The following is a 15,221-nucleotide window of genomic DNA, read 5'->3' as shown; positions in this document are numbered from 1 at the left end:
TAATTTTTATAGATTTGAATAAGACCTCATGTACCATGAATATAAAATTAGCCACCCTGCTCCTGTTGTTTTTAACTTTCTCTGCCGCCGCGCAGGAACCTGTAGATACTGCCGTTGTACGCAAAATACGCGATGAAGGGCTGAAAAGATCAAAGGTAATGGAAACCGCCTTTCAGCTTACAGATGTTTCGGGGCCGCGCTTATCGGGTTCGCCGGGTTTAAAGCGTGCCCAGGAATGGGCAATTAAACAATTAAAACAATGGGGCCTCACCAACGCCCGAAATGAACCCTGGGGTAAGTTTGGCAAAGGGTGGGAAATTCAAAAAAACTATGCAGCTATAACTACGCCTTATTACCACACTATTATAGCTATACCGAAAGCATGGACGCCCGGTACTAACGGACTGTTTAAGAGTGAAATTCTATTGATAGAAGCCGATTCACTTCCCGATTTGGAAAAATACAAAGGACAGCTGAAAGGAAAGGCCGTTATATACGATGTGAAAACTACCCTGAAGCAAAGTTTTAAACCCGATGCGGTACGTTATAGTGACAGCGCTCTGCTGGCCATGGCCCAGGCTAAAGCGGCCATTCCGCCGGCATCGCGAATTGCAATATTGAGGGCACGGGCTTTACGGCAAGCTATGAATAATTTTTTGAGCGATGAAGGGGCCGGACTGATATTAAGTATGGCACGCGGCACTGACGGCACAGTGTTTACTACCAACGGCGCGCCATACGCCGACTCAGCGCGCACAGCGGCGCCTGAATTAGAAACCAGCGGCGAGGATTACCTGCGTATTATTCGGTTGCTTAAGGCCGGAAAAAAGGTAGAGATAGAAGCTGATATTAAAACTCAATTTTTTACAAATGATATGCAGGGCTATAATGTGATAGCCGAAATGCCGGGCATGGATAAAAGGCTGAAAGAGCAGGTGGTAATGCTCGGTGCGCATATCGACTCATGGCATGGCGCCACCGGGGCTACTGACAATGCAGCCGGTACAGCGGTAATGATGGAGGCCGTGCGCATATTGAAGGCCATAGGTTTTAAACCCAAAAGAACCATACGCATTGCTTTGTGGAGTTCGGAAGAGCAGGGATTGCACGGCTCAAAGAATTATGTTTTTAACCATTTTGGTAACCCGAAAGCCAATACACTGAAGCCCGAACATGGCAAGGTTTCCGCTTATTATAATCTGGATAACGGCGGGGGCAAAATAAGGGGTATTTATCTGCAGGGCAATGCGGCAGCCGCGCCGGTATTTAAGGCCTGGCTTGCCCCATTCCATGATTTAGGCGCAGCAACAGTTACTATAAACAATACTGCAAGTACCGACCATATTTCTTTTGATAATGTTGGCATACCCGGTTTTCAGTTCATACAGGATTCTATGGATTACGGCACCCGTACCCATCACAGCAACCAGGACACCTTTGACAAACTGTCTGAAGATGACCTGAAACAGGCAGCTGTAATTGTAGCATCCTTTGTATATCATACAGCGCAACGTAAGGAAATGATACCCAGAAAGGCTCCGCTCTAATTCTCTCAAGGAGATACTTATTATTGAGCTATTAAACCATCTTTTAACAGAATGTAGAACAGTTACAGATCTGCTCGGCTGTGCTGCGCAGGTATCTCCACTTCTTTAAAACCCTTTTCGCGCAATTTATCGGCAAAAATCTGTTGCACTTCGTATTCACCGTGTACCAAAAACACCTTTTTTACCTGTTCCGGATCCTGGCATGACATGAAGCGAAGCAGGTCTTCATAGTCGCCGTGGGCACTCATTGATTTGATAACCTGTACCTCTGCTTTAACATCATACTGCTCACCAAAAATATATACCAGTTTTTCTCCGCGCATCAGGTGGCCCCCTAACGAGTTCGGTTCGCAATAGCCTACTATTAGTATGGTTGTTTTTGTGTTGCCAATATTGTTTTTTATGTGATGTTTTACACGCCCTGCCTCAGCCATACCCGACGAGGAGATGATAACGCAAGGCCTTGGATCATTATTCAGGGCAATAGATTCTTCAGTCGATTCAACAAACCGGAGGCCCTTAAAAGCAAAGATGTCGTCATCTACCTTCAACACCTCGTTAACCTGTTTGTTGTAAACCTCCGGATGATCCTTAAGCACTTGCGTTGCCTGTAATGATAAGGGACTATCAACAAAATAAGGAACATCAGGCAGTACTCCCTTATTTTCGAGCGAATTAAGCGCGTAAAGCAATTCCTGCGTACGGCCTACGCTAAAAGCAGGGATTATCACCTTCCCCTTTTTTATCAGGCAGGTTTGTTTAATAATCTCGAGTAGGGCATCTTCAATCGGTTCAAGATCCTTATGCAATGAGTCGCCATATGTGGATTCGAGCAATATATAGTCTGCTTGTGAAAACTTTTGCGGGCATTTAAGCAGCAGATCCCCGTAGCGCCCAACATCGCCGCTGAAAGTGATACGGGTTTCCTTGCCATCTTCCAGCACCGTCAGGTGCACTGCCGCGCTGCCTACTACATGGCCGGCATCAGTAAAAGTGAACTTTACGCGCGGGGTAATCTCGTACTCTTCGTTGTATTCCACTATTTTAAAAAGGCGCATGGCTTCCATCGCATGTTCTTCGGTATAAAGCGGCTCCATTGTCTCCATACCCTTCCGTGCGCGGTGTTTGTTACTGTACTCGGCGTCGGCCATTTGTATGCGTGCCGAATCCATTAACAGGATACGGGCCAGGTCCATAGTGGCCGATGTGCTGAATATCTGCCCTTGAAATCCTTCGGCCACCATGCGGGGTATAAGTCCGCAATGATCAATGTGAGCGTGCGAAAGGATCATATAATCCAGTTTAGCCGGGCTAAAGCCAAAATGCTCGTTCATATCGTCCGTACGTTCGCCCAAGCCCTGAAACATCCCACAGTCAAGTAAAATGCTGGTACCATCGTTCAAATAAATAAGGTGTTTGCTGCCGGTTACGTTGCGGGCGGCGCCGTGAAATACTATATGCATGCAGTGTAAATAAATGTGCAATTACAACCCTTATAAAGTAAAAATGTTCGTGATAAAAATAAAACTAAAAAATTAGTTGCAAATTCAAATCATAACTAATACCTTAGTTTAATACTTCAAACCTATCTGCTTACTATGGAAATTAAAGAACTAACACGTGCCGAAGAACAGTTGATGCAGGTGCTTTGGCAATTAAAAAAAGCTTTTGTAAAAGATGTTATTGAACAACTGCCTGAGCCCAAACCCGCTTACAATACCGTGTCCACTATCATTCGCATTCTGGAAACAAAGGGTTTTGTGGGGCACACTGCCTTTGGCAAAAGCCATGAATACCATCCCATAATCAGCAAAGAGCAATACCAGGATTTTGCTTCGGATAAATTGTTGAGCGGGTATTTTGACAACTCAGTTAACCGGATGCTTTCCTTTTTTGTAAAAAAAGAGAAAATAGATCTTAAAGAAGCCGACGAGATATTGAAGTTAATTGAAAAACTTAAAAATAAATAGTTATGGCATGGTGGCAATATCTCTTACTGGCAAACCTATATCTGGCCCTGTTTTACGGGTTTTATGTGCTTTTGCTACGTGCCGAGACATTTTTTCAGCTTAACCGGGTATACCTGGTGGCATCAGCCATCTTGTCTTTTGTAATACCGGTTATACAGGCGGATTGGGTGCAAAACCTGTTTATTACCAGGCAGGTGAATTATATTATATACAGCCAGCCGCTGGTTTTTTATCAATATGCCGCCACCGCTGAAGATAACCGCATTACGATAGGGCAAATACTTACTTTAACCTATGCTGCGGGCATCATATTCCTTACGTGCCGCCTGCTATGGCAATTGCTACAGCTTAGCAGGTTTGTGAGGCAACCACAAACTACGGCATTCTCCTTCTTTAAAAAAATCAACGTAGATGCCACGCTATCAAGTGCGGATATAATAACCGCACATGAAGAAGTTCACGCCAAGCAATGGCACTCTGCAGATGTGATTATAATGGAAGCCATCATGATACTGAACTGGTTTAACCCCGTAGTTTACTTTTATCGCCGGGCTATTAAACACATACATGAGTTTATTGCCGATAGTAAAGTTATCGGCACGGGGATAGATAAAGTGGGGTACGCCATGCTGCTATTGAACCACACCATGAATGCCCCGGCGCACGGGCTGGTTAACCAATTTTTCAATCACAGTTTGTTAAAGAAACGTATTATGATGTTGCAAAAAAACAAGTCGCAGCGGGTAAAGCTGTTTAAATATGGATTGTCGGCGCCCTTATTTGCGCTGATGATCATTATGTCATCGGCAACCATAAATGATAGTAAAGCAGTAAAAGCCATCAACAAAACGGCTGAAAATTTAATAGCTGCACCGGCGAAGGCGACCGTTGTAAATACCCTCAATACCGCTAACGATGCGCTAAAAGACGTAATTAACAGCGATATAACCACAAACGGCTTAATGGATAAGGTTTTATCTGTTAAAAAAGACAGTATTCCGGATAACAAAGATGAGCTTTTTCGCGAAGTTGAAAGTCCGCCTGTATTTCCGGGTGGCATCAACGCCTTTATGCAATTTTTATCGAAGAACATACACTATCCAAAGGAAGACCGGGATAACAAAATAGAAGGCAGAGTATTTTTGACCTTTATTGTAGAAAAGGACGGATTATTAAGCAATGTGAAGGTTTTACGCGGGATAAGCAAAACTTTGGATGCAGAGGCGTTACGCGTAATAAGGTCCTCGCCGAAATGGAAACCGGGTTATCAGAACGGAAGAGCGGTACGGGTACAGTTTACCGTACCAATAGCCTTTAGTTTAAACAACCGTGTTGAGGAAAAGTTGGGAAACAATCCTAACGGTATCGGCATGGAAAATGCTATCGGCTTAAAAGAGATCGGCATTGACGAAATGCCACAGTTTACTGGTGGTGCTGAAGAGTTTAGCAAATATTTGGGCAAAAATGTAAGATACCCAGCTATCGACAGGAACAACAAAGTTTCTGGCACAGTGGTAGTGAACTTTATTGTACAGGAAGATGGTTCATTAACAAATATTAAAGCGTTAAGAAGGCCGAGCCTGTCACTTCAAAATGAAGCCATTAGGGTATTGACTAACTCGCCAAAATGGATACCTGGTAAGAAGAGCGGAAAGCCGGTAAAGGTAGAGATGAATGTACCGGTGAATTTCAGTTTAGTCTATGACGAAACCCAACCTGCTGAGCAAAAACCCGACGTTGCTAATGTGATAGCTTTAGGGTTGGATGGAGTAAATGTAGTTGGGCACAGCAGTCAAGACAAAGATCATCATCAACTCATTTTACTTGACGGCAATGAAATAAGCCGGCAGGCTATGGAAGCACTTGACCCTAAGAGAATTAAAAGCATGAATGTACTAACCCGCGAGGATGCGACCAAAAAATATGGCGAAAGAGGCAAAGGCGGTGTGGTTGAAATAACGACTGACCCGAACCCACAGTACGGAAAAGTTGCAAGCGATTTCTTTATAGCTGAGTCAAGTAGTCGCCTAAATGCCGACCCTGCACTGCGTCCCCTTATTATTGTAGACGGCCTAGAAAAAAGCTACCAAGACCTACAAAAGATAAATGTGAAAGAAATAGAAACCATTTCAATATTAAAAGATGCCGCCAGTATTAAACAATATGGCAATAAAGGTAGAAATGGCGTTTTAGTAGTAACTACCAAAAGAGCAATAAAAGTAAAAACCCATTGAAACTGATTAACCTACCTGGTTGCAAAGCCATGCGATTATCGCATGGCTTTTTTAATTACTCACTGCGATAGCAGGCGATCGCTCACTCTCGTTCTTCAGTTTATCTAACGCCGTTACTACATATAGATAACTCTTCCCTTTCTCGGCAGTAGTGTCTTCATAAAACGTATCCACACTGTAATGTATGCGCAAAATATTTTCGGGGCGTTCGGTATCTACCTTTTCCCCATCGTTAAAACGATAGATTACGTAGCCATATACCGGTTCATTATCTTTAGCCGGTAACGGTGGTTGCCAGCTTAAAAAAACGCCGCTTAGCGAGGGCCTTACCGTAAGATTCCGTGGTGCTTCCGGTGCGACAGAATCAAGCCATAGCATGGGCGGTGGCAATGCCTTGTAACGGTAAAAGTTTGTGCGCAGGCTATCGGCAAAACCAAGCGGGTTACGTAATAATGATGTCGAACTGAAATAGACACTGCCTTGTACACGGGGATTACCCCGCAAGGCGTAAAGCTGGTTTGGCAGTTCAGCGGGGTTCCTGAAATTAGGATCCTTACGTTCCAGTATCCGGTATGGAGCCATCCCAATATATAAATGGCGGTTATAGGCATTGTTACTCCACCAGTCCAGTAATTTCAAATAAGCCGCCGCCCTGCTACGTATAGGCCAATATATCTGCGGGTTTATATAATCTATCCACCCCTTCTCTATCCATTTACGTGAGTCGGCAAAATTTTCATAGTATGACGATCCGCCAGCTGTTGCCGAACCTTCGGGATGCTGATGTTTATTAGCCCAAATACCAAATGGGCTCACACCAAACTTTACATTAGGTTTGTGTTTATGAATGCTGTCACCAAGCATTTTTATCAGCTGATCTACATTATCACGGCGCCATTCCTTGATATTATCAAAATCGCCGCCATATTGCGCATAAGCGTCATCGTCATTTATCCGCTGACCAGCTATAGGGTACGGGTAAAAGTAATCATCAAGGTGTATGCCGTCTACATCATAATTGTCAACCACATTTAATATCACCTTAACTATATACTCACGCACCTCGGGTAAACCGGGGTTGAACAGTTTTATACCACCATAGGTAAAAAACCACTCGGGTTTGCTGCGTGTAATATGGTCGCCACTTAGCAGGTGAAAGTTTTTGTCAAATGTGGCCCTGTAGGGGTTAAACCAGGCATGCAGTTCCATACCACGCTTATGGGCCTCGCCTATAGCAAACTCAAGCGGGTCATAATGCGGTGAAGGGGCGCGGCCCTGATGCCCGGTGAGGTATCTGGACCACGGTTCGAAACTTTTGGCATATAAAGCATCTGCAGCAGGCCGCACTTGAAGCATAACGGCGTTAATGCCTGTTTTATAGTGCGTTTCCATCATATCGGCAAGCTCACGCTTTTGTACATCAGGCATAGCTTTAGCATTTGTCGGCCAGTCGATATTTACAACTGTGGCTATCCAAACACCCCGGAACTCCCTTTTTGGCGCTCTTTCAACGTTACTTGCATCTATGCCATCGTCAGACTGGGCAAAACCCGTAGCGAATGCAAAAAGAAAAGGAAAAAAGATAAAAGAAAATTTATATATACGCATCAAGTAACCATTTTAATAAAGCTGCAAAGATATAAACTGACAGGCAAGCAGTTTTATTATTAAGGATAATAATTGCGGCGATTTTGGGTTTTTAAGCTATTGTGGCTATTTTAGCGATATTACAGTTTACGGGGGTATACTAATTTTTTGTCCCCTATCATAATTCAATAAAATTAACGTATTGTATACGTAGCCGTTACATTGCTGAAGCAAGCAAAAAGTACACGAAAAATTAATTTTTATGGAGAATCAATCTGAACAGCCGGCAAAGAAAAACTCAAATGTAATTTACTTTCTTATAATAGTTGTGGTTGCATTGCTGGGTACCGACATTTATTTATATCTGCAAAAAAATAAATCAGATACAAAGTATGTGTATATAAATGATGAGAAGACGCGTTTACAAACAGAACTTGACAGTTTAGAAGCCCAGATTGAGCAGGTAAATAGTAGCCGCACCAAGATGACCAGTGAACTGCAGGCTAAAAATGACTCGCTTGTAGCAAAGATACGGGTGCTGCGGCAGGCGCTCGCTAAAGGAAAGCTTACCAAAGAAGAATTAGACAAAGCGCAGGAGGATGTAAAACAGCTTAGGTACTTTGTTACCAAATACACCGCTGACATTGAGGATTTAAAAAAACAAAACACCCTGTTAGCCAATGAACGCGATACCCTGAAAACTAATCTGGCAACTACTGCTGAAAGGGCGGCGTCACTTGAAAAACAAAACCAGGATCTTAATACAAAAGTTCAGGTAGCATCAGCGTTAAGGGTATCAAATGCTAATGTAGTTGCTTATAAAGTTAAAAGTAATGGTAAAGAATCTGATGTAAACAAAGCTAAATCGGCTAAAAAAATCAAGATTAACTTTACCTTGATTAGTAACCCAATAGCGTCTAAGTCGCTGCACGATATTTTTGTTAGGGTTGTTGACCCTACCGGCAACCTGATAACACCTGCGGATGCCGGTACTTTTGTTGCCGATGAGCAGGAGTTGCAATACAGTTATAAAACGGCAATTGATTACAGGGACGATGGCAGCACATATACCATTGACTGGGTTAACCCTGTAACTTTTCAGAAAGGCACCTATACCGTTTTATTATATGCTGATGGATTTACCATGGGCAAAACAAGCTTTACGTTGAAATAACTATCATTTATTTTAGAATTTATAATTACAGCAGTTGGGATATAATGCTACATAATCCTAATAGTTTACCGTGCTGATTTGCAGTAAGTAGCACGACCATTATAATAATGATACTCTGTGGCTAAAGGAATTATTGCACCTGCTATACCTGACTTACTTCGGCTGCAGGGAGGCTTAAATAAAAGGTAGTGCCTTCCTCAAGCACGGTTTCAAACCACACCTTACCACCGGCGTTTTCTATCGAATTTTTTATAAAGGCCAGTCCTAACCCGGTACCTGAGCTTTTTGTGGTAAAATTGGGCTCAAATATTTTTTCACGCATGTTTTCAGGTATGCCATTACCATTATCCTTAATGCTCAGCAGTATATTTTTACTGGTGATCAGGTAATTTATTTCAATGATGCCGTTTCTGTCCGGCGGGGTTGCTTCTATAGCGTTTTTAAGCAAATTGTTAAAACAGCGCAATAGCTGGTCGCGGTCGGCATTAATGTTAAAAGGTTGCTCCGGTGGCTGGTAAGCTATCTGCAGGTTGTCCATTTGCTTAAATATCACCACCGCCTGGTTTAATGCATCAAAAATATTTATCACCTCCAACTTAGTATCGGGCATTTTGGCAAAGGCGGAGAACTCCGACGCTATAGACGACAAACTTTCTATCTGCTCAACAAAGGAACGACTGAAACGCTCAAACTTCTGTTCGAATTTAGGATCCTTATCTTTCCATGATTTATCCAGAAGCTGCAAGCCCAGTTTCAAAGGTGTTAGCGGGTTTTTAATTTCATGGGCTACCTGTTTTGCCATTTCGCGCCAGGCACTTTCACGTTCAGATTGAGCGAGCTTTTGGGCACTGTTCTCCAGTGCGGCAATCATTTTGTTATATTCCTTTACCAGTGCTCCTATTTCGTCATCGCGATCCCATTTAATAGGTTCATTTTTCTTACCGTATATTATGCGGCTCAAACTGTTTTGAATAAAATTTAGCGGCGCTGTTATTTGCCGCGCTATAATAACTGCAAACAAACCAATAGCTATAAATATCAGTGCATATACATTGATCATCGCGTTTAACAATGATCCCATTCGCTCGGTATAATCCGCTTCATTTGAAAAATACGGCAATTGTAAAAAAGCCACCGTTTCGTTTTTAGCGTTTTTTAGGGGTGCATATACTGATTTATATTTTAACTCTCCCAATACTTCGTCATTCACAAATTCTGATTTATGCAGCCTGCTCATGTGAATAAACGCACGGCCGTTCATACGCCGCGCCTGCAATCCATACTCGTATATTTTGGGCTGGGTACTTAACAACTGCACACCCTTAACATCAAACAATGTAAGGTCGGCTGAGTAGGTGTTTGCTAACTCTTCAAAATCATTAAAGCTTTCATTGCGTATGTTGTTAATGTATTTATTAAACAATCCATCTTCAAAAGCAGTGGTTATGCGTGCTATTTTGTCACGTATCATTAACTCCTGCTGGGCATTGTATTGAGTGCTTATAAACAGATAGGTAATAAACCCAACCATAATAAGCGTTACAACAACAGCAATAATCATTGAAAACTGTATACGTGTTTTATAAAGTATCCTGTCGAAACTTATTTTAAAGCCCCATTTAATCCGGTTTTCGTTAATACTGAGTATTTTTATGCGTAACCAAAGCCAGCGTACAGATACTACCAGAGTAGTGAAAAGCAACAGCATAACAAAAAAGAAGGTAAGCGAAGTTATACCATAAAAAAGAGTGTTCTTTTCCTTGCTAACTATAATAAGATTACGTTTGGTGGGTTTATAAAGCAGGTGCTCGAACCGCGAGAAACGGCGATACCATTCCGGATAAGAATTTTTACTTACCACAAAACTGAAACGCTTAAGTGGGGCATCAAACTCTGTATTCAATAAATCGTATACGTAGCTGCCGCTCTGACTTACGAGTTTATTATCAGTGTAAAAAGCATATGAATATTCCTTCAGGCTTTCCTCGGTATGTTTACCCGACTCATCAACTAACAAATCAGGAAATGAGCGGGATAACCTAAGGTTTTTAGACTTTAGTTCGATAACCATCGTCCCCACCAATTCGCCGCGCTTTTTTACCGGTATTATTGCAAAGTAGTTTTGAAAGCCAAAGGAGTCGTTCTCGCGATAAAAATAATCTGACACCTTGAAAGAACTGTATAATACCAGGTCTTTAAATACATTGAGCGAATAATTCTCGTTATCAGATAACGGTTTTTCATTTAAATCAAACTGGTATATGTTAAGATCGTATTTTGACAGATAACCATCAAAATACAGCTTTTGCATACGATTTTGTAAATACTCCACCTGTTCGCCATCGTTGAATAAACGGCTAACTTCAGGATCACTAATTATTATTTTTTCGATTTTTTTGAGGGCGTTGTTTGCGGTACCGTCATCCGGCACTAACAACTTCTGCACAAAAAGCTTTCGGCTTCCATGCTCCTTAAGGATTTGAAAATTATTAAGTTCGATAGCTGCTATAAGTGAGCATATAAATACCAATAATAACAGGGATGCAATTGACTGCCTGGCATGGTCATAACTGTAGGCATAACCGCGTATAAACACCATCATGCCCATAAACAGATAAAATACAGTAAATTGTATATAAGCGGTTATCCAAACTGTAACCAATATGATTGCCAGCAAAAAAAGAAATGATTTATGAGCGTTGGAGATGGGCAGCCTGATGCATATAGTTATAAATACTTCGCTAACCAGATAAAATACCAGGAATGCCAGGCAGAGCATACCTAACCCAATAAAACTAAAACCGGAAAGATTTAGCGCGTTGGTGACGTCAAAATCAATATTTGAGTTGATCACCAAACCAAAAAACAAACCTGATAATATAGTGGAACAAACAATAAGCAGAACAATGCATGTTATTAGAACCACATAACTGGCGGATTTACTCCTGACGTTATTAAACAGAAAGTTACGGTTTGCGAATAGAAAAGCGCTGAACCAGCATAAACATAATATATTGATGCAAAAGTCGCCCAGAGACGGAAACAAGCTATTAGCGGCATAATAAGAGGGTTTGAAAATATCCACTTTAAGGCTAAAATCGGGCCAGTGATGATATAAATTAACATACCGTAACAGCAATATGAATGCCCCCAACATCCCTATAGATAATAATACGTGCCCCTTTTTTGCCGTATACATACACACATCATGCACTAATACGCAAAGCGTTATAAAGGCAAGTACCCATAACGTTAGTTCAGAGTAATAAAAGCGGTTATTTACAGCATCGCTTTTAAGTTTAACCGAAAAAAGGTATGCATTGCTGCTACTGTAAATAGGACGAACCTTTTTATCGGTAATATCGGCTAGGTCAACAATATCTTCCTTCAGGAGGGTTTGATCAAAACCATTGCGGAGATATTTGTTTTGAAAAGCGAAGTTTACCTTTACCGGGAAAAAGAAGATAACCGAAAAATCGCCGTCATTTTTTCGGAAAGTTTCATAGTACCCATTAGGTTGTTTAATAAATGAATAACCCTCTTTTATAGCGGCCGGGTTAGCCGGCAGCACTTTAATGCCGCTCCAAAACTTTAATTTGCTTTTGTGCAGGGTTATAAACCAGATATACTTTTCTCGTGTAAGGTCATTGATCATATCAATGGCCTTACTTTCATTTGCCGGGAAAGTTTTTAGTAAATTGTATTGCTGCTTATTGTTCAGCACGTTGAGTATATGCTGCTCTTTTTTATGAATATTTTTTTGGAGCAGACGGGCAGTTTGCTCAAGTGCCGTATCAGGCGTATATGAATTTGGCACTATGATGGCCGTAATAAACAGACTTACGGTTAACAAGCCAAGCAGTAGATGTATTTTTGCCCTGTAACTCAATGCGGTTGCTTAATAAATAGTTGTAAAGTTATAACAAAAAAATAAGCCACGTCCCGTGGCTTACATAAACTTACGCCAACTCGGCGCTGCTCGCCGGCATTGCACGGTCCACTTTCCTAACAAGGCCCTGGAGTACGTTGCCCGGACCTACTTCGGTAAAAGATGAAGCTCCATTTTCAATCATGTGCTTCATAGTTTGTGTCCATCTAACCGGCCCTGTGAGCTGAGCGATAAGGTTATGTTTTATCTTCTCAGGATCAGTATACGGCCTAGCATCAACATTTTGATAAACCGGGCAAATAGGCTCATTGATGGATGTATTTAAAATGGCAGCCTCCAGTTCAACCCTGGCCGACTCCATTAGCGGCGAATGAAATGCTCCGCCCACATTCAATTTAAGCGCCCGTTTAGCACCAGCTTCCAACAATTTTTCGCACGCCGCATCAACGCCGGCAATGGTACCGGATATAACCAGCTGGCCGGGGCAGTTATAATTTGCAGGCACTACAATGTCAGTAACACGCTGGCAAACATCCTCTACAGTAAAATCATCCAGCCCCAGTATTGCGGCCATAGTTGACGGTTGCAATTCGCAAGCTTTTTGCATGGCATTAGCACGCGCGGCAACTAATCGCAGGCCATCATCAAAACTTAAGCCGCCCGCTGATACCAATGCCGAAAATTCACCCAATGAATGTCCGGCTACCATATCAGGCTTAAAATCATCTCCCAGAACTTTAGCAAGTATCACCGAATGTAGAAAGATTGCGGGCTGTGTTACACGGGTTTGTTTAAGATCTTCATCGGTACCATTAAACATAATATTAGTGATGTTAAATCCGAGTATATCATTAGCCTTTTCAAACAAAACACGCGCCTCTTCTGAACGTTCGTAAAGATCTTTGCCCATACCAACATATTGTGCACCTTGTCCGGGAAATACGTATGCTTTCATTATTAGTTTATTAGGTTTACAGGTTGATTAAGTAAATTCAAATGGTCACTAATCAACTTAATTTTGATGAAATGAGGTTTAAAAATTCTGTGCGTGTTTTTTCTTTCAAAAACTCGCCCGTAAAGGCTGATGTGGTGGTTACAGAGTTTTGCTTTTGCACCCCGCGCATGCTCATGCACAAATGACGGCATTCAATAACTACCCCCACCCCGACAGGATTCAGCGTTTCCTGTATGCAATCCCGAATTTCGTTAGTCAAGCGTTCCTGTACCTGTAACCTACGACCGTAAACATCAACAATTCGCGGTATCTTACTTAATCCAACAACATAACCATTAGGAATATAGGCAACATGTGCCTTGCCGAAAAATGGCAGCATATGGTGCTCACACATCGAGTACACCTCAATATCTTTAACCACCACCATCTGGCTATATTCCTCTTTAAACATGGCCGACTTTAATATCTGCTGCGCGTTAAGATCATACCCATGCGTTAAATACAGCATGGCTTTTGCAACCCGTTCGGGAGTTTTTAACAGGCCCTCACGCTCAGGGTGCTCACCTATTTGCTTCAGTACTTCGTAATAATGCCCCGAAAGACTTTTGATCAGGTCGTTATTATACCTGTCTATCTTTTCGTAACCGTCGATATCATCATCGCGATCGGGTATGTAGTTTCCTGTCTCCATTTTAAAATTATTCGCCAAAATACTCCGCGTAATTGTTTTCGGTTTCGTACAGTTTAACCGAATGGAGTTGCACACCTGCGTTTGCTTCAATAGGCGCTTTTAACTGGTTAAATATTTCAATACAAAGTAATTCTGTCGATGCCATTTTACCTTGCATAAAGTCAACATCCTTGTTCAAATTTTTGTGGTCAAGCTTATCCACCACATATTCATGAATAATAACTTTTAATTCTTTAAGGTCCATCAGGTAACCCGTTGCATAACTAATTTCCCCTTTTATTGTTACAAAAAGGTTGTAGTTGTGGCCATGCCAATTAGGGTTTGCACATTTGCCGAATACCTCGGCATTCTTTTCTTCGCTCCACTCCTCACGGTACATCCGGTGGGCTGCGTTAAAGTGTTCTTTGCGCGTTATATAAATCATCATACTATTATGAGTGCAAATATACAAAACAAAAACAGGTGAGTTGTTTTATCTTAGCTGTGAAATTATTTAGCATCTATGCGGATATTAATCGTTGCAGCTACACCGCCCGAAATAGAAAAGCTCAATTCAGACCTCCGCTTTTCGATGATGGATTGTGACCAGGGCACCCATATTGCACCTGAAAAAAAAGCCGTGTATAATAAACTGAAGATATCTGTATTGATAACCGGCGCGGGGATGGTAGCAACCGCTTTTGCGCTGGGCAAGCATTTAGCCACACATAATTACGACCTGGCTATAAATCTGGGCATCTGCGGCAGTTTTGACAGAGAAATCCGGCTGGGCGAAGTGGTTGAAATAATCGAAGACACCTTTGCGGAGTTAGGGGCCGAGGATGGCGAAAGCTTTGTACCGATAAGCCAGTTAGGTTTTGGAGAAGAAAAATTTGAATCGACTTTTAGTATGCCGGCAGGGCTTGGTATTAAAGCAGCAACAGCAATAACTGTTAATACAGTGCACGGCGATAAAACTTCTATAGCAAAGATAAGCAGCCGGCTTAACCCACAGTTGGAAAGCATGGAAGGCGCCGCTTTTTTTTATGCTTGCCGGCAGATGAACCTGCCGTGTTTACAAATCAGGGCTGTGTCAAATTACGTGGAGAAACGTAATAGGGAAGCCTGGCAAATAGGGTTAGCCATTAAAAATCTGAATAACTTTGCAGAGGAATTATTAAAGAGATTAATTTAA

The 15,221-nt window shown here is 41.9% G+C and carries 11 protein-coding genes; 5 read left to right on the top strand and 6 right to left on the bottom strand.

Annotated elements, in window-relative coordinates:
• Positions 1–35 precede the first annotated feature (35 nt).
• Entirely contained in the window at positions 36–1,547 is a 1,512-nt protein-coding gene (locus DJ568_RS11790; RefSeq protein WP_114005483.1) for a M28 family metallopeptidase, read from the top strand.
• Between the two features lie 62 nt (positions 1,548–1,609).
• On the opposite strand, the gene DJ568_RS11785 is transcribed toward DJ568_RS11790, so the two are convergent.
• The gene (locus DJ568_RS11785; protein ID WP_114005482.1) at positions 1,610–3,010 is read right to left on the bottom strand and encodes an MBL fold metallo-hydrolase RNA specificity domain-containing protein; all 1,401 of its coding nucleotides are present in this window, start codon (positions 3,008–3,010) and stop codon (positions 1,610–1,612) included.
• A 135-nt stretch (positions 3,011–3,145) separates the two neighbouring features.
• Between DJ568_RS11785 and DJ568_RS11780 the strand changes: the two genes are divergently transcribed.
• Together DJ568_RS11780 and DJ568_RS11775 are read left to right on the top strand one after the other, a co-directional pair.
• On the top strand, positions 3,146–3,517 hold the full coding sequence (locus DJ568_RS11780; RefSeq protein WP_114005481.1) for a BlaI/MecI/CopY family transcriptional regulator: 372 nt from the start codon (positions 3,146–3,148) through the stop codon (positions 3,515–3,517).
• 2 nt (positions 3,518–3,519) lie between these two features.
• Positions 3,520–5,751, top strand: a complete 2,232-nt coding sequence (locus DJ568_RS11775; RefSeq protein ID WP_114005480.1) for a M56 family metallopeptidase — start codon at positions 3,520–3,522, stop codon at positions 5,749–5,751.
• A gap of 51 nt (positions 5,752–5,802) precedes the next feature.
• Here DJ568_RS11775 and DJ568_RS11770 read toward each other — a convergent pair whose 3' ends face one another.
• Entirely contained in the window at positions 5,803–7,359 is a 1,557-nt protein-coding gene (locus tag DJ568_RS11770) for a glycoside hydrolase family 10 protein (protein WP_114005479.1), read from the bottom strand.
• Between the two features lie 241 nt (positions 7,360–7,600).
• On the opposite strand from DJ568_RS11770, the gene DJ568_RS11765 reads away from it, so the two are divergent.
• The gene (locus DJ568_RS11765) at positions 7,601–8,512 is read left to right on the top strand and encodes a hypothetical protein (protein WP_114005478.1); all 912 of its coding nucleotides are present in this window, start codon (positions 7,601–7,603) and stop codon (positions 8,510–8,512) included.
• A 142-nt stretch (positions 8,513–8,654) separates the two neighbouring features.
• Here DJ568_RS11765 and DJ568_RS11760 read toward each other — a convergent pair whose 3' ends face one another.
• From DJ568_RS11760 to DJ568_RS11745, 4 genes are all read right to left on the bottom strand, one after another.
• Complete coding sequence (locus DJ568_RS11760) at positions 8,655–12,401, bottom strand: sensor histidine kinase (RefSeq protein ID WP_114005477.1); 3,747 nt, start codon at positions 12,399–12,401, stop codon at positions 8,655–8,657.
• Between the two features lie 70 nt (positions 12,402–12,471).
• Positions 12,472–13,356: an ACP S-malonyltransferase gene (gene fabD / locus DJ568_RS11755; RefSeq protein ID WP_199560965.1), complete on the bottom strand. Its 885-nt coding sequence runs from the start codon at positions 13,354–13,356 to the stop codon at positions 12,472–12,474.
• A 52-nt stretch (positions 13,357–13,408) separates the two neighbouring features.
• A complete protein-coding gene (gene folE, locus DJ568_RS11750; RefSeq protein WP_114005475.1) occupies positions 13,409–14,047 on the bottom strand; it encodes a GTP cyclohydrolase I FolE in 639 nt (212 codons plus the stop codon).
• Between the two features lie 7 nt (positions 14,048–14,054).
• Positions 14,055–14,471, bottom strand: a complete 417-nt coding sequence (locus DJ568_RS11745; RefSeq protein ID WP_114005474.1) for a 6-pyruvoyl trahydropterin synthase family protein — start codon at positions 14,469–14,471, stop codon at positions 14,055–14,057.
• Between the two features lie 78 nt (positions 14,472–14,549).
• Between DJ568_RS11745 and mqnB the strand changes: the two genes are divergently transcribed.
• Positions 14,550–15,221: a futalosine hydrolase gene (mqnB, locus tag DJ568_RS11740; protein ID WP_114005473.1), complete on the top strand. Its 672-nt coding sequence runs from the start codon at positions 14,550–14,552 to the stop codon at positions 15,219–15,221.

The organism is Mucilaginibacter hurinus (assembly GCF_003324525.1).
GTDB lineage: Bacteria > Bacteroidota > Bacteroidia > Sphingobacteriales > Sphingobacteriaceae > Mucilaginibacter > Mucilaginibacter hurinus.
Note: the sequence above shows the minus strand (reverse complement) of the source record. Positions and strands in the feature narration are given on the sequence as shown.